The 24,132-nt window shown below is 39.6% G+C and carries 29 protein-coding genes, 1 tRNA gene and 1 pseudogene; 11 read left to right on the plus strand and 20 right to left on the minus strand.

Going from position 1 to position 24,132, the window contains the following annotated elements:
- The 5 genes from SMSK597_RS0102935 to SMSK597_RS10195 all read right to left on the minus strand — a co-directional run.
- On the minus strand, positions 1-1,035 hold a 1,035-nt coding region (locus SMSK597_RS0102935), incomplete at its 3' end, for an ABC transporter transmembrane domain-containing protein (protein ID WP_000826207.1).
- Positions 1,032-2,090, minus strand: coding sequence for a radical SAM/SPASM domain-containing protein (locus SMSK597_RS10185; RefSeq protein ID WP_004238371.1), 1,059 nt, complete (start codon positions 2,088-2,090; stop codon positions 1,032-1,034). The genes SMSK597_RS0102935 and SMSK597_RS10185, both read right to left, overlap by 4 nt.
- Positions 2,091-2,133: 43 nt before the next feature.
- Entirely contained in the window at positions 2,134-2,304 is a 171-nt protein-coding gene (locus tag SMSK597_RS13620) for a hypothetical protein (RefSeq protein WP_004238372.1), read from the minus strand.
- 390 nt (positions 2,305-2,694) lie between these two features.
- Positions 2,695-3,390 carry an LrgB family protein gene (locus SMSK597_RS10190; RefSeq protein WP_001288952.1) on the minus strand — a complete coding sequence of 232 codons (696 nt, stop codon included), beginning with the start codon at positions 3,388-3,390 and terminating at the stop codon, positions 2,695-2,697.
- Positions 3,387-3,761, minus strand: coding sequence for a CidA/LrgA family protein (locus tag SMSK597_RS10195; protein ID WP_004238374.1), 375 nt, complete (start codon positions 3,759-3,761; stop codon positions 3,387-3,389). The genes SMSK597_RS10190 and SMSK597_RS10195 overlap by 4 nt, the downstream gene beginning before the upstream one ends.
- 282 nt (positions 3,762-4,043) lie before the next feature.
- Here SMSK597_RS10195 and SMSK597_RS10200 point away from each other — a divergent pair, with 282 nt between their 5' ends.
- The 7 genes from SMSK597_RS10200 (at position 4,044) to queF (ending at position 7,591) form a co-directional block, all read left to right on the plus strand.
- On the plus strand, positions 4,044-4,424 hold the full coding sequence (locus tag SMSK597_RS10200) for a MarR family winged helix-turn-helix transcriptional regulator (protein ID WP_000221632.1): 381 nt from the start codon (positions 4,044-4,046) through the stop codon (positions 4,422-4,424).
- 98 nt (positions 4,425-4,522) lie between these two features.
- On the plus strand, positions 4,523-4,744 hold the full coding sequence (locus SMSK597_RS10205; RefSeq protein ID WP_000570256.1) for a DUF4649 family protein: 222 nt from the start codon (positions 4,523-4,525) through the stop codon (positions 4,742-4,744).
- 15 nt (positions 4,745-4,759) lie between these two features.
- Positions 4,760-5,074, plus strand: a complete 315-nt coding sequence (gene trxA / locus SMSK597_RS10210; RefSeq protein WP_001029574.1) for a thioredoxin — start codon at positions 4,760-4,762, stop codon at positions 5,072-5,074.
- Positions 5,075-5,275: 201 nt separating this feature from the next.
- Positions 5,276-5,929 (plus strand): 7-cyano-7-deazaguanine synthase QueC, encoded by a 654-nt coding sequence (queC, locus tag SMSK597_RS10215; RefSeq protein ID WP_000828767.1) that lies wholly within the window; start codon positions 5,276-5,278, stop codon positions 5,927-5,929.
- Positions 5,929-6,372 carry a 6-carboxytetrahydropterin synthase QueD gene (gene queD / locus SMSK597_RS10220; RefSeq protein WP_000464576.1) on the plus strand — a complete coding sequence of 148 codons (444 nt, stop codon included), beginning with the start codon at positions 5,929-5,931 and terminating at the stop codon, positions 6,370-6,372. Before queC ends, queD begins: the two co-directional genes overlap by 1 nt.
- Positions 6,365-7,081 carry a 7-carboxy-7-deazaguanine synthase QueE gene (gene queE, locus SMSK597_RS10225; RefSeq protein WP_000196463.1) on the plus strand — a complete coding sequence of 239 codons (717 nt, stop codon included), beginning with the start codon at positions 6,365-6,367 and terminating at the stop codon, positions 7,079-7,081. The genes queD and queE overlap by 8 nt, the downstream gene beginning before the upstream one ends.
- 18 nt (positions 7,082-7,099) lie before the next feature.
- Positions 7,100-7,591 (plus strand): preQ(1) synthase, encoded by a 492-nt coding sequence (queF, locus tag SMSK597_RS10230; RefSeq protein ID WP_000082587.1) that lies wholly within the window; start codon positions 7,100-7,102, stop codon positions 7,589-7,591.
- Positions 7,592-7,800: 209 nt separating this feature from the next.
- On the opposite strand, the gene SMSK597_RS10235 is transcribed toward queF, so the two are convergent.
- A complete protein-coding gene (locus SMSK597_RS10235) occupies positions 7,801-8,460 on the minus strand; it encodes an MIP/aquaporin family protein (protein WP_000714856.1) in 660 nt (219 codons plus the stop codon).
- Positions 8,461-8,715: 255 nt separating this feature from the next.
- On the opposite strand from SMSK597_RS10235, the gene SMSK597_RS10240 reads away from it, so the two are divergent.
- Positions 8,716-9,480: a (S)-acetoin forming diacetyl reductase gene (locus tag SMSK597_RS10240; RefSeq protein WP_000048147.1), complete on the plus strand. Its 765-nt coding sequence runs from the start codon at positions 8,716-8,718 to the stop codon at positions 9,478-9,480.
- Positions 9,481-9,587: 107 nt separating this feature from the next.
- Here SMSK597_RS10240 and SMSK597_RS10245 read toward each other — a convergent pair whose 3' ends face one another.
- Together SMSK597_RS10245 and SMSK597_RS10250 are read right to left on the minus strand one after the other, a co-directional pair.
- Positions 9,588-10,379, minus strand: coding sequence for a DUF2785 domain-containing protein (locus SMSK597_RS10245; protein ID WP_000284158.1), 792 nt, complete (start codon positions 10,377-10,379; stop codon positions 9,588-9,590).
- 11 nt (positions 10,380-10,390) lie between these two features.
- Positions 10,391-10,723 carry a winged helix-turn-helix transcriptional regulator gene (locus tag SMSK597_RS10250; protein ID WP_000182730.1) on the minus strand — a complete coding sequence of 111 codons (333 nt, stop codon included), beginning with the start codon at positions 10,721-10,723 and terminating at the stop codon, positions 10,391-10,393.
- Between the two features lie 151 nt (positions 10,724-10,874).
- Here SMSK597_RS10250 and SMSK597_RS10255 point away from each other — a divergent pair, with 151 nt between their 5' ends.
- Positions 10,875-11,264, plus strand: coding sequence for a nuclear transport factor 2 family protein (locus tag SMSK597_RS10255; protein WP_000106198.1), 390 nt, complete (start codon positions 10,875-10,877; stop codon positions 11,262-11,264).
- 168 nt (positions 11,265-11,432) lie between these two features.
- Here SMSK597_RS10255 and pepF read toward each other — a convergent pair whose 3' ends face one another.
- The 6 genes and pseudogenes from pepF to SMSK597_RS10285 form a co-directional block, all read right to left on the minus strand.
- Positions 11,433-13,229, minus strand: coding sequence for an oligoendopeptidase F (pepF, locus tag SMSK597_RS10260; protein WP_000435607.1), 1,797 nt, complete (start codon positions 13,227-13,229; stop codon positions 11,433-11,435).
- Positions 13,230-13,239: 10 nt separating this feature from the next.
- A complete protein-coding gene (locus SMSK597_RS10265; protein WP_001188172.1) occupies positions 13,240-13,983 on the minus strand; it encodes a 16S rRNA (uracil(1498)-N(3))-methyltransferase in 744 nt (247 codons plus the stop codon).
- Position 13,984: 1 nt separating this feature from the next.
- Complete coding sequence (prmA, locus tag SMSK597_RS10270) at positions 13,985-14,935, minus strand: 50S ribosomal protein L11 methyltransferase (RefSeq protein ID WP_000451167.1); 951 nt, start codon at positions 14,933-14,935, stop codon at positions 13,985-13,987.
- Positions 14,936-15,072: 137 nt separating this feature from the next.
- Positions 15,073-15,501 (minus strand): NUDIX hydrolase, encoded by a 429-nt coding sequence (locus SMSK597_RS10275; RefSeq protein ID WP_000401990.1) that lies wholly within the window; start codon positions 15,499-15,501, stop codon positions 15,073-15,075.
- Position 15,502: 1 nt separating this feature from the next.
- A pseudogene (locus SMSK597_RS10280) lies at positions 15,503-16,570 on the minus strand (site-2 protease family protein).
- A gap of 18 nt (positions 16,571-16,588) precedes the next feature.
- Positions 16,589-17,059 carry a DUF3013 family protein gene (locus SMSK597_RS10285; protein ID WP_000257125.1) on the minus strand — a complete coding sequence of 157 codons (471 nt, stop codon included), beginning with the start codon at positions 17,057-17,059 and terminating at the stop codon, positions 16,589-16,591.
- A gap of 115 nt (positions 17,060-17,174) precedes the next feature.
- Between SMSK597_RS10285 and SMSK597_RS10290 the strand changes: the two genes are divergently transcribed.
- Both SMSK597_RS10290 and SMSK597_RS0102955 read left to right on the plus strand, forming a co-directional pair.
- The gene (locus tag SMSK597_RS10290; RefSeq protein ID WP_001113193.1) at positions 17,175-18,446 is read left to right on the plus strand and encodes a replication-associated recombination protein A; all 1,272 of its coding nucleotides are present in this window, start codon (positions 17,175-17,177) and stop codon (positions 18,444-18,446) included.
- Positions 18,447-18,710: 264 nt separating this feature from the next.
- Positions 18,711-18,783, plus strand: a tRNA-Lys gene (locus SMSK597_RS0102955).
- An 82-nt stretch (positions 18,784-18,865) separates the two neighbouring features.
- On the opposite strand, the gene SMSK597_RS10295 is transcribed toward SMSK597_RS0102955, so the two are convergent.
- The 6 genes from SMSK597_RS10295 to SMSK597_RS10315 form a co-directional block, all read right to left on the minus strand.
- Positions 18,866-19,993 carry a site-specific integrase gene (locus SMSK597_RS10295; RefSeq protein ID WP_000323400.1) on the minus strand — a complete coding sequence of 376 codons (1,128 nt, stop codon included), beginning with the start codon at positions 19,991-19,993 and terminating at the stop codon, positions 18,866-18,868.
- A 1-nt stretch (position 19,994) separates the two neighbouring features.
- On the minus strand, positions 19,995-20,177 hold the full coding sequence (locus SMSK597_RS10300) for a DUF3173 domain-containing protein (RefSeq protein WP_000785801.1): 183 nt from the start codon (positions 20,175-20,177) through the stop codon (positions 19,995-19,997).
- A 3-nt stretch (positions 20,178-20,180) separates the two neighbouring features.
- On the minus strand, positions 20,181-21,200 hold the full coding sequence (locus SMSK597_RS10305; RefSeq protein ID WP_001099064.1) for a replication initiation factor domain-containing protein: 1,020 nt from the start codon (positions 21,198-21,200) through the stop codon (positions 20,181-20,183).
- Between the two features lie 12 nt (positions 21,201-21,212).
- Positions 21,213-21,629 carry a hypothetical protein gene (locus SMSK597_RS10310; RefSeq protein WP_000221964.1) on the minus strand — a complete coding sequence of 139 codons (417 nt, stop codon included), beginning with the start codon at positions 21,627-21,629 and terminating at the stop codon, positions 21,213-21,215.
- Positions 21,630-21,915: 286 nt separating this feature from the next.
- On the minus strand, positions 21,916-22,200 hold the full coding sequence (locus SMSK597_RS0102960; protein ID WP_000924764.1) for a hypothetical protein: 285 nt from the start codon (positions 22,198-22,200) through the stop codon (positions 21,916-21,918).
- A gap of 142 nt (positions 22,201-22,342) precedes the next feature.
- On the minus strand, positions 22,343-23,689 hold the full coding sequence (locus tag SMSK597_RS10315) for an FtsK/SpoIIIE domain-containing protein (protein WP_000902428.1): 1,347 nt from the start codon (positions 23,687-23,689) through the stop codon (positions 22,343-22,345).
- Positions 23,690-24,132 lie beyond the last annotated feature (443 nt).

The following is a 24,132-nucleotide window of genomic DNA, read 5'->3' on the forward strand; positions in this document are numbered from 1 at the left end:
TTTTTCTAAACGAGTTGTTAGTGGCTCATGCAGTTCTTCACCATCTCTCCCCAAGCTAACATACTTTTCTAAGACTATCTCTAAAATTGGAATAGACTCATACGAAGTCTGAACAGGTTCCAAAAAATTGATAAAATTTTCGATAATTTTCTTACTTCCCGAGTACTCCTTATAAACATCAAGGAAGTATTCAATAGGTGTCCAAAATTGTGAAATATATAGTTGGATAGCCATTAGATCACCAATCGTAATCCAACCTTTATAAGTCTGATAACCTGATATAATCGTCGTCATCATAATCATAAAATTCAAAAATGCATAGGAAAGAAAATTTTCAAATAAAGAAGTCATTCTCACTTCCTTATTTTTACATGAAATATATTTTTTCACCAAGGGAGAGAAATCAATCAAGCTAGAATGAGCTGAAAATCGCATACTAGGCATGAGTTTATAGCTATCCACTAGATAATCGCGTATATCCTTCATACAATTCACTGTATCGGAACCAAGCTTAGATAGTCGTCCACTATATTTCTGCGAAATAAAGATAAATACAGGTATCAAAATACCTATCATCACAGCAATAGTAGGAGAAATACTCCATAAAATCCCTATAATCACAAGTGCTCGTATCAAGTACAGGAGAAGAGCAACAGGATATTCGTTAAAAAATCGTTTTAACAGCTCATAGGTCTGCCCTAATTCTTGTGTAATGGTAGCTTCAGACAATTCTGTCTCTACCATATCATAGAGCTGGATATTTTCAGCAGTTTTTTGGCAAATATTCTGCCAAACATGCGATTCTGATTCTCCTTGAAGCACATCACAAAAATAATATAAAACTTGAATAAACAGAGAAATTCCTACATAAAGCACCCCGTAAACAATCATAGCATGAACTTTCTGAGATAGAATATGGTCAATAAATAACTTACTAATATAAGGAATAGCTACAGTTAGTATAGTAACAAGGGTATTCAAAATAAAGCTTTTTAGAAATAGCACTTTATTGTTATAGGATAACAATCTTTTCATCTGCATGCCTCCATAGTTAAATTTTTATCAACATATATTTTATGAACAGATATATGTTGGATAGTCCCTTCAACATCCTCCTTTGTCAATAATCCTAATTCATCTAAAAATACAATCTTGTGAAACCACTCTAAATAGTCAAACTGACAATCGCGTTCCATCTTCCCATTATTTACAAATGTATTAAATGGGCAACCTCCATAACAAAATTCATAATAAGCACAATCTTTATAAGGGCACATGCTTCCCAGACCTGTTAATTCATTAGTAACTTGACCAATACTTCCCAACTGATAGTTTTCATTCCCTACTAATGAATAACATTTATATAAGTTACCGTTGGCATGAATTGTAAGAGAATCTTGATTTTTGAACATACAGTACCCTCCTATTTTTAAATCATGATAATACGGTATATTTTCCTTTGATAAAAACAGCAATAAATCTAGACAAATCTTCTTTTTAGTTTCACTATCAATATATAGAATTGAATCGTTAGGTACAGCTACAAAATCAAAATAAAGATTAAAATTTTCAAATTCTGTATACTTTTTTAAATCTAAAAATAATTTCTGGATAGATATATAATTTCTTTTAGATATGTTAACTCTAGCTTGAATGGATAAATTTTTATACTTTTCCAACATAACTGACAAGTTATTTATGATTCTATGATAAGTTCCTTTCCCTAATCGATTGCATCTTTCTAGGTTATGATAGTGCTCATCACCATCAAAAGAAACTTGAATAGCGAAATTATGACAGTCAAGAAAAGACATTATTTTATTTGTGAATATCGTTCCATTTGTAATCAAAGTATACGAAATAGGAATAGCTAGTTTCTCATCTAAAGTTTCACATAAATTTCGTATAAACTGAAAGTTATATAATGGTTCACCACCAGTAAAACAGATATCCAGAGATTTATACTTCTTAAAATTGAGTTCATCTAATATAAAATTCACAATCTTTTTACCGTCATACTCACTACTTAAGGACGGTTTCCTATCCTTATCATTCTCAAAACAATAAGAGCAAGTCAAGTTACACGACATAGTTGTAACTATATATAGTGATAATTCATCCTCCCTCTACTATTCATTTAGAGTGAATAAAGGGCACTTGTTTATCAATCTCACTTATCAAGTAAGGAAATTCTTTTAAAGATAACTTCTTGAATAGTTCCTCATCAATTTCACAAATAGATCCTGTATATAAATTTTTTAAATAAACTACATCATCTGTAGAAAAAGAATAAATTGTTTCCATAACTTATCTCCCGTTTTAAAAAGGCTGAGGGGATCCCCCTCAGCCTCATCATTATAATAGTAAAGTGATAAATTATCGCTTTTACATAAGCAACTCAAGGCAATCTAACGATAACGCCCTGGGCATTTATCTGGATGCTGCTGTACTGAGGCTAGGTGACCTTTTTTAACAACTTTGATAACATCAGTCAAATTAAGCATCGCTTTCCCTCCTTTTTTAAAAAAGAATTATACGTATAATTCTTTTATAGAAAAGAAAAATCTCATATACTGTTAAGTAAAAATTATTTTGTATCCGTTTTCTCTGACTTCATTGTATATCTTCTCATGTAGATTGTCAAGTATTTTTTTGAAAAATTTTTAAAATTTCGAAATTTTGCCGTTAATTTTTTTAACTCAATATTAAACTGGCTACAATAGGGCTGACAAAGACATAGAGAATACCGGTAACACCGATAGCCAAACCACCCATGGCTCCTGCTACAGAGCCATATCGAAAGGCTGTCCCTGTTCCGACTGCATGGCCTGTTCCTCCAAGGGAAAGACCAACAGCTACTGGGTCGTCAATTTTCAACCACTTCAAAAGGGTTGGGCCGATGACACTGGTTAAAATCCCAGTCGCCACTACAACCACCAAGGTCACGGTCGTCAGACCTTGCAATTTTTCTGTTATTCCCACTGCCATGGCGGTTGTTACTGACTTAGGAAAGAGAGAAATGGCTAGGAAAAAGTCCATTCCAAATATTTTTGCCACAAGGGCTGTGAAAGAGGTATTGACCACTACCGCCAGCAAACTACCAAAGAGAATACTCCGAGCATGGTGCTTCATCAGGTGAAAACTCTTGTAAAGCGGAATCCCCAAGGCCACCGTCGATGGGACAATCAAGTTGTTCAGATAAACCCCACCTTGGTAGTAATCTTGGTAAGAAATACCTGTCACCTTTAGAAAGATGATAATGAAAACAGCTGACAAAAGCAAGGGCGTTGTCAATGGATGGGGAAAACGTCTGTAAATCAGCATTCCTACTAGATAAGCTAGGATAGACAGGGCAAGCCCAAACAGGGGATTGGAAACAAATTCACTCATTTGGTAGCTCCTTTCTCATAATCTCCCTCAAACCGTCGTTTGATAAACTGAACCACCAAGGCTATGAGGATAATATTGATAACAGCTGCAAAAAATACAATCAAGACGATGGGCAAGAGATAGGGAGCAATCACATCAAACTTTTCCATGATTCCCACTGCTGGCGGCAAAAAGAGAATGGTCATATTGGCCAGCAAGAAATTCCCAACCATGTTGACATGTCTGGTTCTCAGCCACTTAAATTGCAGGGCTAGAAAGAGAATAATCAAACCGATAATACTGCCTGGGATAGGCAGATGAAAGAAACTAGAGATCCCCTCTCCGATTAGAGAAATCACAAAGAGAATCATTAATTGAACATATAATTTCATTCTAAACTCCACGAAATAGACTTCTTGCATACCAGTTTACTCTTTTTTCAGAAAATTTCAAGGAAATGCACAAGAGTCATTAAAAATTAGAGAGGAAAGGGGATACAAACAATTCTTGACTTGTGAAAACAGGCATAATTTAGGATAAAAGATGCCTGCGTCTTTCTTGCCAGCTTTCTTGAAAAGTAGTATAATTATTGCATGCGCAATCATCTTGTGATGCGGAGACTATCCGTTAATGGACATTCTTCTATTTACAACTCTAAAAAGAAAGGAGATACTATGACCTACTTGGAAAAATGGTTTGACTTCAATCGGCGTCAGAAAGAAATTGAAAGTCTCTTGGAAGAGACTATTGCCCAGCAGAGCGAGCAAAGTCTGACCTTGAAAGAGTTCTACCTGCTCTACTATCTGGACTTGGCTCAAGAAAAATCTCTACGCCAGATTGACCTGCCAGATAAACTTCATCTGAGCCCGAGCGCTGTTTCTCGGATGGTGGCTCGCTTAGAAGCCAAAAATTGCGGTCTACTTAGTCGCAGATGTTGTGATCAAGATCGACGCTCTAGCTTTATCTGCCTGACAAGTGATGGGCAAAAGACACTGGCCTCTCTACAAAAGGCTGTTGAAGAAAGTTTGGAAACTGGTTTGGATTTCTTGATTTAAGATGATTTTGAAAAAAGTTGCGTGCGCAATCATTTTTCTTGACATTCTCTTTTACAAGGAGTAAAATAAAATCATCATTAAACAAAGGAGTTTTAAACATGATTGAAATTACCTATCTAGATGCCAGCAAGAACGAAAGAACTGTGACTTTCGAGTCTTATGAAGATTTTGACCGTTCACAACAAGCTTGCCTTATCGGCGTCGCAGACTACTATCCTGTCCAAAAATTAACATACAACGGTCATGATTTGGACTACCATGGGACTTATGGAGATGTCTTCTTCTATCTCATGAAACAAGATTTAAGCCAATATAACTAAAAAAGGAGAAATACAATGGCAAAAGCAATTACAGATGCATCATTCGAACAAGAAACTAAAGACGGTTTGGTCTTGGTAGACTTTTGGGCAACTTGGTGTGGTCCATGTCGTATGCAAGGTCCAATCTTGGACAAATTGTCTGAAGAACTTTCAGAAGATGTCTTGAAAATCGTTAAAATGGACGTTGATGAAAATCCAAACACAGCTCGTGCTTTTGGAATCATGTCTATTCCAACACTTCTCTTCAAAAAAGACGGCCAAGTGGTGAAACAAGTTGCAGGTGTTCATACTGCAGAACAAATCAAGGCCATCGTTGCTGAATTGAGTTAATCAAACGAGAGACCAAGTACTTTCTTTGGTCTCTTTTTTCTTGCCCTTTGCCATTTTTCAAAAAATATGCTAGACTGTAGATAGAATATTACGATGTTTGGGACACGCCATCGCTAAAAAAAACCTTGACTTGGTATTTTTTAGCTCCCTCATGGGAGCTTTTTGCGTGCTCTGAACATTTCCCATTTTGGAAGGAGTACTATGAAACGTCAATCAGCATTGGTCGTCTTTAGTGGCGGTCAAGATTCTACAACCTGCCTCTTTTGGGCTAAAGAACACTATGAAACGGTCGAAGCCGTTACCTTTGCCTACGGCCAACGCCATCATCTCGAAATTCAAGTCGCTAGAGAAATTGCTAAGGAACAGGGGATTCGTCATCACATCCTAGATATGTCTCTACTGGGACAAATCACTGAAAATGCCCTGACTTCTGATCTAGAGATTGAGCAAAAAGAGGGAGAGGTTCCCAATACCTTTGTTGACGGTCGCAACCACCTCTTTCTATCCTTTGCGGCAGTCCTTGCTAAGCAACGAGGCATTAAAGATATCGTGACAGGTGTCTGCGAGACAGACTTCTCAGGCTACCCCGATTGTCGAGATGTCTTTGTCAAATCCCTCAATGTTACCCTCAACCTTGCCATGGATTACGACTTTGTTATCCAAACACCTCTCATGTGGCTAGACAAGGCTGAAACTTGGGAATTAGCTGACCAACTCGGTGCCTTTGACTATGTTCGTGAAAAGACCTTAACCTGCTACAACGGGATTATCGGAAGTGGCTGTGAAGAGTGCCCAGCCTGCCACCTACGTCAACATGGTTTAGATGTTTATCTCTCACAGAAAGGAGAGGACTAATGTTTTTTGCACCCAAAGAAATCAAACAGGAAACCGGGGAGTCTCTTGTCTACAATCCTCACAGAACCTTGGTATCAAAAGAATTTACTTTTGATGCTGCCCACCACCTCTTTCACTATGAGGGAAAATGTAAATCCCTGCACGGCCACACCTATCATCTGCAGATTGCTGTCAGTGGATTTTTAGATGAACGTGGCATGACCTACGATTTCGGAGATATCAAAGCTATCTACAAGAACTACTTAGAACCCCACTTGGATCATCGCTATCTCAATGAAACTCTGCCTTATATGAACACGACTGCCGAAAATATGGTTTACTGGATTTTCCAAACCATGAGTCAAGAGTTACCTGATGAGCGTGGTCTTCGTTTGGAATACGTTCGCCTCTATGAAACTCCGACTTCCTTTGCAGAGTTTAGACGGGAGTGGTTAGATGACTAGGGAACGTGTCCTCAAACTACCAGTTCTGGAAATTTTTGGCCCTACCTTTCAAGGTGAAGGTCGTGCTATTGGGCAGAAAACCATGTTTGTCCGCACTGCAGGTTGCGACTACCACTGCGACTGGTGTGACTCTGCCTTTACTTGGGATGGTTCTGAAAAACCAACTCGCATGACGGCTGACGAGGTCATTGCTGCCTTGGATAAACTAGGGAGCTACGACTACGTTACCCTGTCTGGCGGAAATCCCGCTATCCTAGCAGCCAACATGGCTGAACTGGTCACCAAGCTCAAGGAACGTGGTGTCACTCTGGCTGTTGAGACTCAAGGCTCCCGCTGGCAAAATTGGTTAAAAGATATCGACCAGGTCACCCTGAGTCCCAAACCTCCTTCATCCAAGATGGAAGTCAACTTTGAGACCCTGGACTTTATCGTTTCCCAACTGGATCCAGACAAGGTCACCTTTAAAATCCCTGTCTTTGACGATGCAGATTTGGCCTTTGCCAGAGGCATACAAGAACGCTACCAACCAGATGTTCTTTTCTTATCAGCAGGAAATCCTGAGCCCAAGACTACAGGCAATATTGTCCAAGATCAACTGGACCGTCTCAAAGAACTCTGGGAACGTATCGCTGCCGACGATAGCTGGGGCAATGTCCGCGTCCTTCCTCAACTGCATACCCTCCTCTACGATAATCAACGTGGTGTTTAAGATTAGAAAGAAAAAATCATGTCACAACAAGAAGAAATGAAAAACCTAAGCCTACTGGGCAACAAAGAAACCAACTACATTTTCGAATATCAACCAGAAGTCCTGGAATCCTTTGACAATCGTCATGTAGAAAATGACTATTTTATCAAATTTAACTGTCCTGAATTTACCTCACTTTGCCCAATCACTGCTCAGCCAGACTTTGCAACTATCTATATTTCCTACATTCCTGACAAGCTCTGTGTTGAGTCAAAATCCCTCAAACTCTACCTCTTTAGCTACCGAAACCATGGAGATTTCCACGAAAACTGTATCAACACCATCGGGAAAGACTTGGTCAACTTGCTAGACCCTCGCTATTTGGAGGTTTGGGGAAAATTCACTCCGCGCGGTGGCATTTCAATCGACCCCTACTACAACTACGGTAAACCTGGAACTAAGTATGAAGGCTTGGCAGAACAACGCCTCTTCCAACACGACCTTTATCCAGAGAAAATTGACAACCGTTAAACTCATACTCAATGAAAACCAAATAGCAAACTAGAAAATTAGCCACAGGTTGTTCAAATCACTGCTTTGAGGTTGTAGATGAAACTGACGAAGTCAGTAACCATACATACGGCAAGGTGAAGCTGACGTGGTTTGAAGAGATTTTCGAAGAGTATCATACGAAAAAGCCCTGTTCCTCGAGATGAGGAGCAAGGCTTTTTGAGTTTCAATTATTCTTCTGTTCCAAGGAAGTTTTTCGCAACAAGGGCTGCAAGAACTCCACCAGCAATTGGTGCAAGGATGAAAATCCAAACTTGTTGAAGGGATGCGCCACCTACCAAGACAGCTGGTGCCAAGCTACGAGCTGGGTTTACTGAAAGTCCAGTAATGTTCAATCCGACAAGAATCATCGCCATCAAGGACAAACCGATTACCAAACCAGCAATCGCGCCATTGCCCTTGCTTACTGATGTCACAGTCATGATAACCAAGACAAACAAGAAAGTTGCGATGACTTCAAACAAGAAACCACCAAAGACAGTGACACCGTTTGCCAAGGCATTTTCACCAAGGCTAGCAGTTGACATACCTGAATTTGCCAAGAGGAAGAATACCACGCCAGAAGCAATAAAAGCTCCAACAACCTGACCTAGGATGTAGTTGACAAGGTCTTTTGATGACAAACGTTTGTTTACAAACATAGCAATCGAAACAGCTGGGTTCAAGTGAGCACCTGAAACAGTTCCGATTGAGTAGGCTGCAACTACGATTGCCAGACCAAAGGCAAAGGCAATCCCTAGGTGACCAAGACCATTTCCAAAAACAACAGCTCCTGTCCCAACGAACACAAGCATGAACGTACCGATTAATTCAGCAACAAATTTTTTCATTTTCTTTCTCCTTTTTTCAAAAACTAGATACTAGTCTATCAAAAGAGGGAAAGGGTTTCAAGAAAATTGTTTGGAAATTTTCAGGATAAAATTCTATAAAAACGGTAGTGTTTATTTGAAACATTTTTTCTAAAGGTATATACTATTAACATAGTTCAGATATGTTATTCAATCCCTAATTTGAACTAATTTTTACAACTTTGCTGTTCTTTTATGACCGTTTGAATGGTATCGTGGATACTAAGGAGGAATCATATGTCTAAAGTTGCTATTGTCACAGGTGCAGGTCAAGGAATCGGTTTTGCAATCGCAAAACGATTGGTTCAAGATGGCTTTAAGGTAGGAGTCTTAGACTACAATCCTGAAACAGCTGAAAAAGCTGTTGCCGAATTATCAGCTGAAAATGCCTTTGCTGTCGTAGCCGATGTTTCGAAACAGGCCGAAGTTGCACAAGCATTTCAAAAAGTTGTTGACCATTTTGGTGATTTGAATGTTGTCGTAAATAACGCTGGTGTTGCTCCAACTACTCCTCTTGATACAATTACTGAGGAACAATTTACACGCACTTTCGGTATCAATGTTGGTGGTGTCATTTGGGGTTCACAAGCTGCACAAGCGCAATTTAAAGCACTTGGCCACGGAGGTAAAATTATCAACGCAACTTCTCAAGCTGGTGTTGTCGGAAATCCAAATCTAACTGTTTATGGTGGAACAAAATTTGCTGTTCGAGGAATTACGCAAACATTAGCACGTGATTTAGCTGACTCGGGCATCACTGTTAACGCCTACGCACCAGGTATTGTGAAAACACCAATGATGTACGATATCGCTCATGAAGTTGGTAAAAATGCAGGAAAAGATGACGAGTGGGGTATGCAGACATTTGCAAAAGATATTACCCTAAAACGCCTATCTGAACCAGAAGATGTGGCTGCTGCTGTCAGCTTCCTTGCAGGGCCAGATTCAAACTACATTACAGGACAAACCATTATCGTTGATGGTGGTATGCAATTCCATTAATATACACAAAAAGAGGTTGGAAAATGATTCAACCTCTTTTATTAGTTTTCATTATTAGTTAGGAGGACACAATAGAAACTCTCTCAATAGGCAATATTAGCTTATCCCTAGTATTGAAAAGACTGGATAGCTTCTTTCAAGTCATCTTGTAAACTATTTCTCTGGTCAAGTTGGACATAGACTTCCAACAGACAGGATCTGAAGTTGGAAAATTTGTAAAAATCTTCCCTTTCTTCTATCGGAAAGTCAACATCTTTTATCCAAGAAGCTACTTGCTCTTGCTCCAACTTCCCTTGTAAAATAGGTTCATAAATCACTCTGGCTAAACGCCAATCCTCATCATCTGTAAAGCGAATGGTAATTCTTTTAAATAGTTGGCCAAGTATCTCAAATACTTCATGAATTCTGTTTTTAGGAAAGTCTGGATGATAAACCACCTCTGTCAGTAAATCGGCTCCATGTGCAAAAGCATGAACCCAACCATACTGACTTGAAAAACCCGTTGTATCCTTTTCTTTTGAAAGATAGTGTAAGCCTTGATTTAAAAGGACATTGCGAATTTCTGCTTTTAATCCCTGATAAAAAATCGATTGCTGGTTGGCATCCGCAGACAAGAGATTTGCATAAATAAGCGCCCTAAAAGAACGTTCAAGGGTTGACAGACCTACCTTATCAATCTCTTTATCTAACCCTCCATCAGATGAAATCCCTTCAGCAATGAAATGAAATTGCCCCTGTGTAAATAACTCTTCCTGAATTCCTCTAGCAAAGCTTGTAAAAACAAGGTCATCGCGAATTTCTGGAGAAGGATCTCCCAAATGATCAAGTAACCACTGGATTTCTTCCTGATGATAACTTGGTCTTTCTTCAGATATTTTTCTGAGTAACTCTTGATACATGGTCAATACCTCTACATTTCTAGCAACTTGATATAATCTAGACCCCATTTCTCGACAGCATCTAAAACAACTCTGAATTCCTGCCCCATTTCGGTTAAGCTGTACTCAACTCGTGGTGGAACTTCGGCATAGACCTTTCGTTGAACAATCTTATCCTTTTCTAATTGACGGAGATGACGGGTCAAAATAGTTTGAGTAATCCCAGGCAATAATCTCTGCAATTCTTTAAATCGTTTGGTACCCGTACTCAACTGATAAATGATTACCAGTGCCCATTTCCCCGTTAAAACCCTCTGCGTTGTCGCAAATGGACAAATACCATACTCACTCACTTTATTTGTCATAAAATATCTTCTTTCTATTTTTTAAAAAAAAATTTATCTTTTAGTATCAATAATAGTACCACTTTTGATACTAGCTATCAAAAAAGTATCTACTTGTTTTTTTGTTTGTAACTGTTACAATTATATCATAAAAAAGAAATGGAGAATAGATATGTCAACAAACTTAGAAATTTTCAATGCTTATAACCAAGCTTTAATTGCTGGTGACTTTCCTGGTGTCTTTGAAACGATGGCAGACGATATTATCTGGCATCAACCTGGTACTCATAGTATATCTGGTACAGTTGTTGGTAAGGAAAAGCTAGGACCTCACCTGGCTACATTTGCTGAGAAAACTAATGGAACCTTTAAGGTGGTAACAAATTGGGTTTCTGACAATAAGGATTTAATCGCAGCCAATGTTACTTTTCTTGGAACACGTGCTGATGGTACTGAACTCAATATGAATGGGATTGACCTCTTCCGTATTGAAGACGGAAAAATCAAAGAAGTTTGGCTCTTCTCTTCAGATCAAGCTGAAGAAGATAGCTTTTGGGGATAATTTAAGAGGCCAGGACAAAAAATTTTGATTTTAGGAATTCTTTATTATAAATTTTTAAAATCGATAGATTAGAAAAAAAGCGAACAAGACAGAATTCTGAGTGTCAGATAACTCGTTTTGTTCGCTTTTTATATTTAAGGTTAGACTTTTATCCCAGACTCTTTTAATTTACTCTCCCAACTGGGCACTGTAGGCGATAATCTGGTCAACTGTGTCAGACAAGAATTGGATGGTATCACGGAGTGGTTTGTCTGTTGAAATATCAGCACCGATAATCATAGCTGACTCAAGTGGTGTCTTGCTACCACCTGATTTGAGGAGATTGAGCCAGTCTTCAGCTCCAGTTTCGGAGTTTTTAAGATGGAGGTAACCTGCAGTCGAGATGACTAGTCCAGCAGAGTAAGTGTAGCTATACAAGCCCATGTAATAGTGAGCTTGGCGCATCCAAGTCAAAGCTGCATCATCGTCAATTTCAATAGCATCTCCCCAGAAATCCGTCAAGACTTCCTTCATAATGCTATTGAGTTTGCTTGCTCCAAAGGTCTCCCCTTCTTCAATCAATGTATAAACCTTACGCTGGAAGGCGGCTTCCAAGAGGTGCGTAATAAAGTTATGGAAGTAGGTGTCTGTCAAGCGGTGAGCCAGAGCGAAGCGTTTTTGACGTGGGTCGTCAGATTGGTGCTCCAAGTAATCACTGAGGAGTAATTCATTGAAGGTTGACGGTGCTTCAACATAGTAGGTCGACATGTGGGCATTAAAATAGCTTTGGTGATTGTCTGAAAAGATGAATTGACCAGAATGCCCGATTTCATGAATCAAGGTATAGACATCGCTCAAACGGCCTGTCCAGCTCATGAGAACATAAGGATGCACGCGATATGGGTCCGCTGCATAACCGCCAGAATCCTTGCCACTATTGGCAGCAAAGTCCACCCAGCGCTCTTCTTGATAGCGAGCAACTTCCTGACAATATTCTTGCCCCAAAGGTTCTACTGACTTCATGACCAAATCATAGGCGTCGTCAATAGTCACTTGAGGATTGAGGGCACTATCCAAATCCAATTTCCAGTCTGCAAAGCTCATCTTTTCAAGACCATTTACCTTGGCAACATGCTTGAGGTATCTCTGGGCAACGGGCGCAAAATCCTTCATGATGAGGTCAATCTGACGATCAAACATTCCACGGTCCACTTCTTGCTCAGCCAGAAGATAATCAAAGACTGAGTCGTAGCCCTTCATATCTGCCAAGATTTTTTCAGACTTGACTTGAGCTAGATAGGCTGCTGCAGCCGTATTTTGGTGCTTACGAAGACCTTCTGAGAAGGAACGGAAGGATTTCTCACGAACCTCAGCGTCCTCGTGGTTTTGGTAGAAATTCTCATAAGTCACAAAGCTGTTTTTATAAGTCTTGCCATGAGCTTCAAAGTCAGCCATTTCAAAATCCCCAGCTCGCATCTTAGTATAAATATCCTGCGGACTGTAGAAAACTTCACCGAGATTGGTCAAAGCCTTCTCCACGTCTGCCCCTAGATAGTGGGCTTTTTTGATTTTGGCCTGACGAATAGCTGCCGTCAAATGAGGTAATTCACCCAAACGGTCCAAGACTTCCTCATCAGCTTCCACCAAGGCATCTTCAAAGAAGGTCAAGGCTACGCTGGCATCTGTTTCGAATTCCATCCCAGCTTGGGCAATGTTGGCAAATTCGTCATTGCTATAGTCTGTCGTCTGTGGCATAAAGCCATAGTTACCAATATGGCTCATCTGAATGTAGATTTGTTCCAATTCCGCAAAGGCCTTTTCAAAATCCTCAAAAGTATGAAGATTACCCTTGTAATCACGGCTAAACTGGTTGATGTCTTCGCGAACTTTCTCGATTGCACGCAAGAAATCCTCACGGTCTTGGTATAGGGCTGTTAAATCCCAAAGTTCCTTCTCTGGAAATTCTGAACGGTGTTTTTGTTCCATTTTCTTCCTCTTATTTCTCTAATTCTAATAAAACACTAAGGGCTGATAAAGCGTAAAGCGGTGCTGTTTCTGCTCGCAAGATGCGAGGACCAAGTCCTGCCAAGACTGCTCCTTTTGCTTCAAAACTTTCGATTTCTGCAGGTGACAGACCACCTTCTGGACCAAAGATAAAGAGCAGTTTGGCTCCTTTTTCAAGACCAGCGACTGCTTGTAAAAGCGCAGCGGCTTCTCCTTCTTTGGCCGACTCTTCATATGCCACTACGACGCGGTCAAATTGGTCCAATTGAGCTAGAAAGGCTGCTTTTTTCTCGAAAAGTGTGACACTCGGTACTAGATTACGCTTGCTTTGCTCTGCTGCTCCAAGGGCAATTTTTTCTAGTTTTTCAACCTTTTTACCCAATTTCTTGTCATCCCACTTGGCAACGGACCAATCGGCAGGAAAGGCCCAGATTTGTCTGGCACCCAACTCGGTTACTTTTTGAGTGATAAACTCCAGCTTGTCCCCCTTAGGAAAGCCGGATGCGATGGTCACTTGGACTGGTAGTTCCACATTGTCAGCTAACTCTTCAACTAACTCAAACTGACGAGTTTCCACATCCAGCACGCGCGCCAAACGCTTAATTCCATCATCAAAGACTAAGGTCACCTCATCATCTTCTTTCAAGCGCATAACCTGAAACATATGCTTGCTGGTTTCCTTGTCCTCGATGGTGACAGGAGAGATAGCAATGCCTTTGACAAAATACTGTTGCATGCTAGCCTCCAATCACACCGGAAATATCCTTGGTTTTCTTAAAGACACAGGCATTCCATTCCCCTTGAATCATGTGAGTTTCGAGGAAAAATCCAGCTGACTCAGCCGACTCGCGCACCATATCCCACTTGTCCTTAATAATTCCACTCATGATGAGGTAGCCCTCATCCTTGACCAAGCGATAAGCATCATCCGTCAGATGAACGAGGATATCCGCCAAGATATTAGCTACAATCACATCTGCCTCAATCTCAACTCCCTTAAGCAAGTCTCCTGCTGCTACATGGATGTTTTCCATACCAGGGTTTAGCTCAATATTTTCCTGAGCAACTCGAACTGCTACATCATCCAGGTCGTAAGCGAAAATTTCCTTAGCACCAAGTAGCGAGCTAGCAATAGAGAGAACGCCTGATCCAGTCCCCACATCTAGCACTGTTTCCCCACCACGAAGAACCTGCTCCAAGGCAAAAAGGCTCATTTTGGTCGTTGGATGCGTCCCAGTCCCAAAAGCCATTCCTGGATCTAGCTTGATAATTTTTTCTCCCGCAGTCGCCTCGTATTCTGTCCAAGACGGCACGATAGTCAAGTCATGGGTGATGCGAGCAGGTTCATAGTATTTCTTCCAGTTGTCTGCCCAGTCTTCCTCAGCCAAGGCAGTCGTCCCCATCTTGACCTCTCCCAAGTCCATAAAATCAGTTAGTTCCGCTAGACGGGCCTGCAAGTCTGCCTCAACCGTTGCTACATCAACCGTTTCCGGATAGTAGGCTGTCACTACGATTTCTTCCTGTTGCTCGACCTCTGGGAAAATCTCGCCAAAACGATCCACATTCCCCACATAGTCCATGCTATCTTCAATCGCAACACCTTGCGCCCCCAGCTCAATCAAGAGATTGGAAACCAATTCCTCTCCTTCACGCTTGACTGTAACTTTTAACTCTTGCCATGTTTCCATATTTAAGATACCAAGCCCGTAAAACACAAAGCCAAAATAGGAAATTCTCTGAAGACGCTTGTGTCTAAGAGAAGTTTATCTTTTTGGCACAGTGTTTAGGGCGGGTTCAGTTTAGAAATTTAACCGAACCATCCTTTCTAATCACTTACTTTTAAATAATCTTTTAATCTCTCTTGTAACTGAGGTACAACTTGACTGGAAGTAAGAAATTCCTCAACATTCATCAGCTGATAGCCCTGTCCTTCATCACCAAAGGTGATATTGTCAAACTGTTCTTGACTTAGCTGACCAACCATAAAGACAGAGTGCCGACCTTCATAGAGCATACTTGGATAAACCTTGCTCCAAAGCAGACAATCCTCAGTCAGATAAATTCCCAGCTCTTCATAAATTTCACGCGCCGCGCACTCAAAAGGACTTTCATCCTCCTCTCGCCCACCGCCTGGAAATTCCCACATATTGGGCCAGGGAATGCTTGCCTTATCATCGCGTAAGATGGTCAAGAGCTTATCCCCACAAAACAAAGCAATCTTACAGCCTGTGAAATCAGAAATCTCTATTTCCATATTAGACTCCTTCGGTTAATTCCTTTTCCAGCTCGGCTAACCAGTTTTGATAATAGATTTTCTCATCCCGTAACATCCGGCTGCTATTCATTTTCTGTCTAGCAATCTTCATAGCCTTGTGAGTTTGAACTACATCTTTCTTTACCTTAAATTGATACCAAGCTTGAATGACCTGCATATCTGCTGTTTTTATAGATAAAAAGGATTTGACCCCTCGAATACTTGCATATTCTTCCGCTTTCTTATTATCTCCTTCCATCAGAGCAACTTGAAGAAGGTATATTTGAGAACTAGTTTTAGACATTGGATTATCTGTTTTCTCTAGCACAGACTGAAACTGTTGCTTTGCAAGCTCAATATTATCATCCAATATGAATACCAACCCCTGAAGAGTCTGAACACTTTCTGCAAAACTCCCTCTCACATCCTCATCAACAGACATGATAAAGTCTTTTAAATCATATTCTTGAGGAGCTAGCAAGGTCTAGGCTGAATGCCTCAACATCAGGTAGGCGTATTTCGTATTTTCAGGATGTTGTAGCAATTCCCAAATTTTTGCGCCATCGGTGATGCCGACTGGCAAAATGTTATTTAGGAAGAAAGACAAATTAAGAAAAATCCAAGTCCCTGCAAAATACCAGCTTCTTGTCAAAAATCCAAACACTATCGCCAATAATATCAAGCTGATATGAACCATCAAGCCTCCTGAAAGCATCAGGATGATTCTTTGATCACTTTCATCCTCTTTTAAACCAATGTATTGAGCACCAACATTTTTCAGAATGGCTGTTCTACTAAGATGAAACCTGCCTAACTTTTTGGTCAAAATAAAATGTCCTAACCCAAAAGCCACCAGCCGATAGCCTGTCAAGTAGCCACAAAAAGCATGTCCCAGCTCATGAAGAATAAAGATTAAATACATACTTAGAAGAGCGAAGCCATAACCAAAAGTAAAGACTAAAACTGCGGAATATCCCAGCTCTGCAAATGCGATTGTTCCACAAGCAAAAGCTATCATAATAAAAACAACAGCTAGCACATAAACCAAATAAATCCCAATTTTCTTCATAAAATCTCCAACCAACTCCTAGTATCTCGGATAAGGATAAAATTCTCCTTCTTCCAAGCCAACTTTTCCTTCTTCAAAGACTTCTTGGTTCCATTCCATGACGAATTCTTCTGCTTCTGGGTCTTCCAAAAAGTCCATGAGGGCATCCAGCCCAACCTCGGCAGTATCTTTAAGGAATAGCGCAAAATAAGCTAAAAATTCACGAGAAAAACCTTTTTTAGGCAGGTAAGGGATAACCGTCAAATAGTCTTCCTCATTGACTGTTGACTTGGTAGGATTGTAAAAAAGCACTGCTTCTTCAAAGAGAATGTCATCTGACGAAACTTCTCCGTCTTCATCTACCATCTCCACACCTGCAGCATTTTGCGCTTCCAATAGAAAACTCACTTCAACCGCGTGGTTACGCTTGTCCCAACTAATCTCAAAGTCAAAGGGAAAGTTCTTCTCCAACTCTTCCTCTAAAACATCTAAAAATCCATATGTTGCCATTTTGTCCTCTTTCTATGCGACTCTTAAATCGCCCCGATTGCTCGGAAATATGCTAAAATAGATACTACCATCTTACCACATATACATCAGAAAATCCACGTTAGAAAGGACTGCTATGCCAGACAATCTCGCGCTTCGCATGCGCCCTAAAACCATCGACCAGGTCATCGGTCAGGAACATCTGGTCGGACCTGGAAAAATCATCCGCCGCATGGTAGAAGCCAACCGCCTGTCCTCCATGATTCTCTATGGCCCTCCGGGAATCGGCAAAACCAGTATTGCCTCAGCCATCGCTGGGACTACTAAGTATGCCTTTCGAACTTTCAATGCGACAGTAGATAGTAAAAAAAGACTCCAAGAAATCGCGGAAGAGGCTAAATTCTCTGGTGGTCTCGTCCTATTACTAGACGAGATTCATCGACTAGATAAGACCAAACAAGACTTTCTTCTTCCACTCTTGGAAAGTGGTCTTGTCATCATGATTGGCGCTACGACTGAAAATCCTTTCTTTTCTGTCACTCCTGCCATTCGTAGCCGTGTTCAAATTTTTGAGTTGGAACCTCTGTCTAACCAAGACGTCAAAGAGGCCCTGCAGATAGCTCTAAGTAACCCTGAGCGTTGTTTTGATTTTCCAGTAGAACTAGATGATGATGCGCTGGACTTCATTGCCACCTCTACAAACGGAGACCTGCGTTCTGCCTTCAACTCACTGGACTTGGCTGTTCTCTCTACCCCTGAGAATGATAAGGGCATCCGCCACATCACTCTAGACATCATGGAAAATAGCCTGCAGCGAAGCTACATTACCATGGATAAGGATGGAGATGGACACTATGATGTCCTATCAGCTCTGCAAAAGTCCATCCGTGGCTCGGATGTGGATGCCAGTCTCCACTATGCTGCCCGCTTGATTGAGGCAGGTGATCTACCTAGTCTCGCGCGTCGCTTGACCGTTATCGCCTATGAAGATATCGGCTTGGCCAATCCTGAAGCCCAAATTCACACCGTGACTGCTCTGGATGCTGCACAAAGGATTGGGTTCCCAGAAGCCCGCATTCTCATTGCCAATGTCGTCATTGATTTGGCCCTTTCTCCAAAATCCAACTCAGCCTATGTAGCTATGGATAAGGCACTTGCTGACCTCAGAACATCAGGGCACTTGCCTATTCCGCGACACCTGCGTGATGGGCACTACAGTGGAAGCAAGGAACTAGGGAATGCCCAAGACTATCTCTATCCACACAACTATCCTGGAAATTGGGTCAAGCAAGACTATCTGCCAGAAAAAATTCGCAATCATCACTATTTCCAAGCAGAAGATACTGGTAAATATGAACGGGCTTTGGCTCAAAGAAAGGAAGCTATCGACCGTTTGCGAAAAATCTGAAATCCTTTTCAAAAAATTGCACTTTCCTCTTGATTTTTTTTGAAAAAGTGGTATCATATAAACATAGAAACGCTGTGGTGTACGACTTCACACTTAAGTGTTGACCGACTATTTTTTGTATTATTAGGGAAACAAAAGTCTTCTAACAGCATGTAGGCCGTCTCACACGGAAACAGCTTCAGTTAGAGCGAGTTGCCCACCTGCTTAATTGCGCGGGTTCAATACAAACCGTGAAGTTTCGGCACCAATACAGCTTTTTTCTTTGCCTCCTTAGCTCAGCTGGCAGAGCAGCGGACTCTTAATCCGTGGGTCACAGGTTCGATCCCTGTAGGGGGCATCTAAATACAACAGGAAAAGTCTTATAATATAGGGCTTTTTTTGCTTTCCTTTTAAAAATTGTCGTGCAATTTGCCGTGTTTTTACAACAAACTTTTCACAGCCATAAATTCCTCACTAATTTTTTCCTCCAATGTGTGACCATAAACTTCAACCAGCATAGAGATATCTTTGTGTCCTAAAATTTTCGCAATAACTCCCAAATCAATATTATTATGCCATAAATAACTACCATAAGTGTGTCTAGCTCCTTTAGTAGTAATCAATGGAGAAATTTGCAATTCCTTCAACATTACTTTTATAGCCTTATTGACTGTTGCAATATCTGGAACATCGTAGGCATAGCCAAAATGCTGGAAAATCAAATTATTTTTATTGTCAATATTTAATTCTTTGTTTGTTTTTAGTTGTAATATTTTCAATGTTTTCAATAAAGAAAGCATATCTGAAGTAATGGGAACTAATCTTATTGAAGTATTGTTTTTAGGTGGAGTAAACTTATGAATAGCGGTATTGTAACGACGATAAGTTTTTAATTGCTCTCCAACCTCGTCAACTTCATTCCAAGTCAAAGCGATCAATTCAGAGAAACGCATGCCAGTTTTAAAAAGGAAATAAATTACATACGGTACAATAGATTTCTGATAATCAAACTTATTTTTTAAATACACTAATACTTTTTGATAATCCGATTCTGTATGTAAATATTTCTCGTCAATCTTTTGTCCACTCTTAGATGAAAATAAATCTACATAAGCAGTAAAATCTTCTATTACCACTTTATCAGCAATAGCCATCTGTATACTTGCACGAATTCCAGAATTCAATCTACCCAGAAAATTTCTTGAAACACTTTTACCATATTCATTCATGATTTTTTGATACTCGCTAGGCTTAATTTGTGATACAGGTTTATCCCCAAATAGCCTTTTAATAACATTTTTTCTCATGAGATATTTCTTTTTTGTGACTTCACTTCTACTACTAGGAAAAATTTTTAAATCAAGCCATTCTTGATAAAGTTCTGGTAAAGTCATATTAAAGCGCAAAACACTTCCTGTGTTTATCTTATGAAGCACCTTCTCAGCTTCTATTTTAGCTTCTCGTTTTGTTTTAAATCCGCTTTTATGGAGTAGGCTCTTGCTCCTCTCACGTATAGAGAACGACCAAAGCCTCTTCTTTCCACGCTGTTTATACTCGATATAAGCCATTTCACAAGTCCATTCCCAACAACTCTTTCACAACACTTTTTGGAACAACCATCAAACGTTTACGATTATAAAATGTATAGCCTCGTGATACAAGTAATTCTCTCGCCTGATGAATAATAGCATTAGCTGTTGATGGCCTATAACCCATTGAAATCAAATCCTTATTTGATATAGTATCTGCCATATATCAGTCACTCCTTCCATCGGTTCCCCAAAGTTGGGAACTATTCTGTTCTCTTATATATTGTTCTATATCCTTTTCATCATTATCAGTTAGTCTTGAAAGTCCCTCTTTGAGTAAATTTTGAATATAATCTTCCGCCTTTTGAACATCATAAGCCTGATACTTTGCAATATAGACTTTTGCTAATGTTTTCGCAACCTGTTTCTCTGTCCAAACTTCAGACTGCCGTAGTGTCGTTTTAGCCCTTGTAATACTAAGAACCGTCTGATTTTCTGTCCCTAGGTAGCTTACCCACCACTTAACTTTTTTTCTTCTCCAACGATTACTATCTGTCGCATTTGGGCGAATAAAACGATAATGACCGTTGATAGCCTCAAAATAGATTGACGATAAAGGACGTTTTAAAAATAACTGCTCTGCAATTATATTAGCCTTTTCCTGCCAACATCTAAGCTCTGCGCGAGTCCAAGACGGAACTTCTACAAGCTCTTGCTTACCAAGTCGCTCCATGCGTTTATTATATATACACCACTGCTGATTACCTCGTGAACCTATCGCAACTGTTTCTCCTACACACTCCCCAGTATCTAAAACTGATTTCTCATGATACTCAAAATGCTTTGCCTTAGAAATACATAACCCTTTTTTGCAATAGTCATATATTCGTTGTACGTCTAAAGTACCATCAAATATATCATGTGCAATATCTAAACGAGTGAAATTAACATTATACTGATATAAACGAGTAATTAGGGCAATCCAGTTATTAACATTCCCCTCCATAAATTCCTCATATTGGCGACACCCTTGCCCCTTCAATTCGATGAATACTCCCATAGAAGGCCTATCGGCATTAAAATACACCTTAATTTCTGAACATGAATAGTGTTGCTTATACTTATTCAGCCCCCAATCATTCAAGGTAAAGCTTTCAAGAGGAATCAAAAGGATGTCAGTCAGAACTTTTTCTGGCGAAACATCCTTAACTGTTACAGCAAAATAATCAATTCTAACTGTATTCATAGGAATATACTCCTATCCTAGTATTTTAATATCCTCACAGACAAGTTTAACACCTGCCCAGTTACCTCGTGAAATATTCCAAGCCAGTCTTACCTTTGGCTGAACTAGTTCTACAGGAACATTCAATAGAGCCTCACTCTGAGCAATTTTTGCAATTTTATCTACATTACCAACAATTTCTAAGTTAATAGCCTTTAAATCATCCGTTGAGATTCCCATGTCTGTTAAAACTTTCACTTTGTCAAAATCAAGAGCAGTACAACTGATTTTTGATACTTCCTCAGTTTTAACTTTTTCCCCATTCACTTCGTTATATTTATTATTAACTCTCGCCGATAAAATAACGAATTTCTTTGGAATATCAAACTGGGACATATCCAAGTCAAGTGCCCCAATTTTGATGTTTGTATCCGTCATGTTATAAGTCATATTTTTTACTCCATTTCTATGTTAAAATCGTATCCTACTCAACAAGTCGCCCAAAAACCTTATAGAACAAGGGCTTTTGTCAAATTTCTATGAATCAGTAACCAACAAGCCCCACGCCTTACTGTATCAAGGCTTCAGGCACCATTTCATGGAGGATATCCCCCCCTAGTTAGTACTGGGGCTGTTTTTTCTGACCTCCTGCAAAGCAGTCGGTGGGCTCTTTTGGACTAGCGAAAAGATGAGCGCTCCGCTCGATTATGCCCCCTGGGCAATCGTCCCTATTTCGCTAGTCCAAAAGACCGTCATCTGAGTTTGGTAAAATACTCAACGGTTCATTGTTTATCCTCGTTAATACCTCTATTTGCCTTTTTGATAAATCTTCAAGAGACTTACCCTCCATAGCTAATGCCCACCACACAGTTTTTTCAATCGTACAATTAGGGCAAATTCTAGGGAATAAAATCCTAAAACTACCCATTATTGGAGGATATTCCCATCCTTTATCAAAAGCTAAATCTGAATCAATGATTTTACTTTTTTCACATACCTCGCAAATATGCTTCAACAGCATTTCAAATACCACCTTACATTATTCTAATTCATCTACAATTTACATATGGACTACTTGTAAAACTTTTAACAATGCTTTATAAGGATTCTCATCACATTCAGTAGCACCCATTAAACTGCCATTCGATAACTTGACAACAACACTAATTTCGTTCATTTCGCATCCTCATATACCTATCACAAGCTTCATCAAAATATGCCTCAAAGTCTAGTTCATCAGACTTGAACGGTGTCTCTACAAACTTAGGCCTAGGAAGCACCCCATCTATTTGGCAATATCCTTCGCCAATACCACAAGTCTTATAATCAATCTCTTGACTTGAAAACATCATACGACAGGAGTCAGAATCAGCCGTAGTTGCCCCTAATAAAAGAGATACTCCAAAATTTTGTCTCATATAAGTGGGAATAAAGTCACTTGAAGCCCTCTGTAAACCGACTATCACCTCTATTGAAGCTTGGCGTGATTTTACCAAGAGACTCCCAAGATTTGACATTGCCTCTTCATAGGCTTTTTTCCCTTCTTTAGTCGTTTCTGCCTCTGTTCTGAAAGCAATTCCCTCATCAAGCACAATTACCAGAGGATAGTTCCCCTTAACATCAGCCCAAGACAAAACCTTCCCCTTGGAAACATATATATCTGGGTTATCTGCCATAATCTGAAAGCGTCTATTCATTTCTTCAACAGCCTCTCTTAAAGCACCAGCAATCTGGAATGGAGAATTATATACTACCTTATAACTTAATCTATCTTCTAGCTTCTTACCAACTAGCCAACTCAAGTCGCCTTTTTTCGGATCTAGTAATTTTATGTCAGACCCTAAAATTAAGTATTGAGCCACAAGGTTCTCTATCATCACCGTTTTTCCTGACCTCGTCGATCCTGCTATAAGCACGTGGGGCGGAGCTCCTAGCCGCCAGCAGCAATTCTTATCGGCAGTAATCGTTATCTCTGTAGTTTGTAGGGTGTCCTCCCAAGAGATTCTTCTTTCAGGATATCTTCGGAATGTGTACTTAACACAACTAGCAGTCTTTATTTTCTCTTCTAAGTTTAAATTCAAGCATGCACTCAAATATACATCTAACTCTGAAACCTTATTAGAGAAATTATCACCCAAAACATGAGCATAAACACCTATATATTCCTCATTTATAGAAAAGTCAAGAACAACCGAACGGATTACACCTCCGTCAGAAGAAGATATAAATAGGTTGTTAGATTCGAGCAGGAAGAGTAATTGCTCGCGTATAGCAAGGATGGGCTGAATTCTATTATATAGTTCACTCAGCTTAGATATAAATTTATTGGCGATTAAAATTTCTAAGACCACAGCCAAAACTAGTAAAAGTCCTGAGATGTTAAAGATTAAAACCAATAAAATAAATATAAAAAATTGAGATAGTATACAAGCCCAATAACAAGTCTTCATTAAGGAGGTTGATAATATGTATGACTCACAAAGGGAGACCCTACTATTTATATGTAACATATTTACCTCATCTTATTTCTTATATCCTTTATAATAAGAGAAAGAGCTATCAACTTAACTCTAATAAAATAGTAAAGGAATATAGCAAAGAAAAGAAATGCTATAAGGGACAATATTATACTTAAGAGGGAGCCAAAACCTGTGGGATTATACACAGATAAAAGACCGAAGACGAACATACAAAAAAAGCAAAATCTATATTTCCTTATCATCCTTGTTCTCCTCTTTATTCTTCTTTATTGGTATCGTAGTCATTTCCACGCATACGAGCAGAAACATTATAATAACATAAGATAGCAAAACTACCGTCCCTTCGTACAATGGAGAGAAGACATTTAACAAGTAGAGCGTTACATACAATAAGAACGCTGAAAAAACGAATGTCGCATAAAAAAGATATTTATAAATATTACTCATGGAAAATTCTCCTTCTTATTAAGAGT

Origin of the sequence: Streptococcus mitis SK597 (genome assembly GCF_000148545.1) — a bacterium.
GTDB classification, from domain to species: domain Bacteria; phylum Bacillota; class Bacilli; order Lactobacillales; family Streptococcaceae; genus Streptococcus; species Streptococcus mitis_C.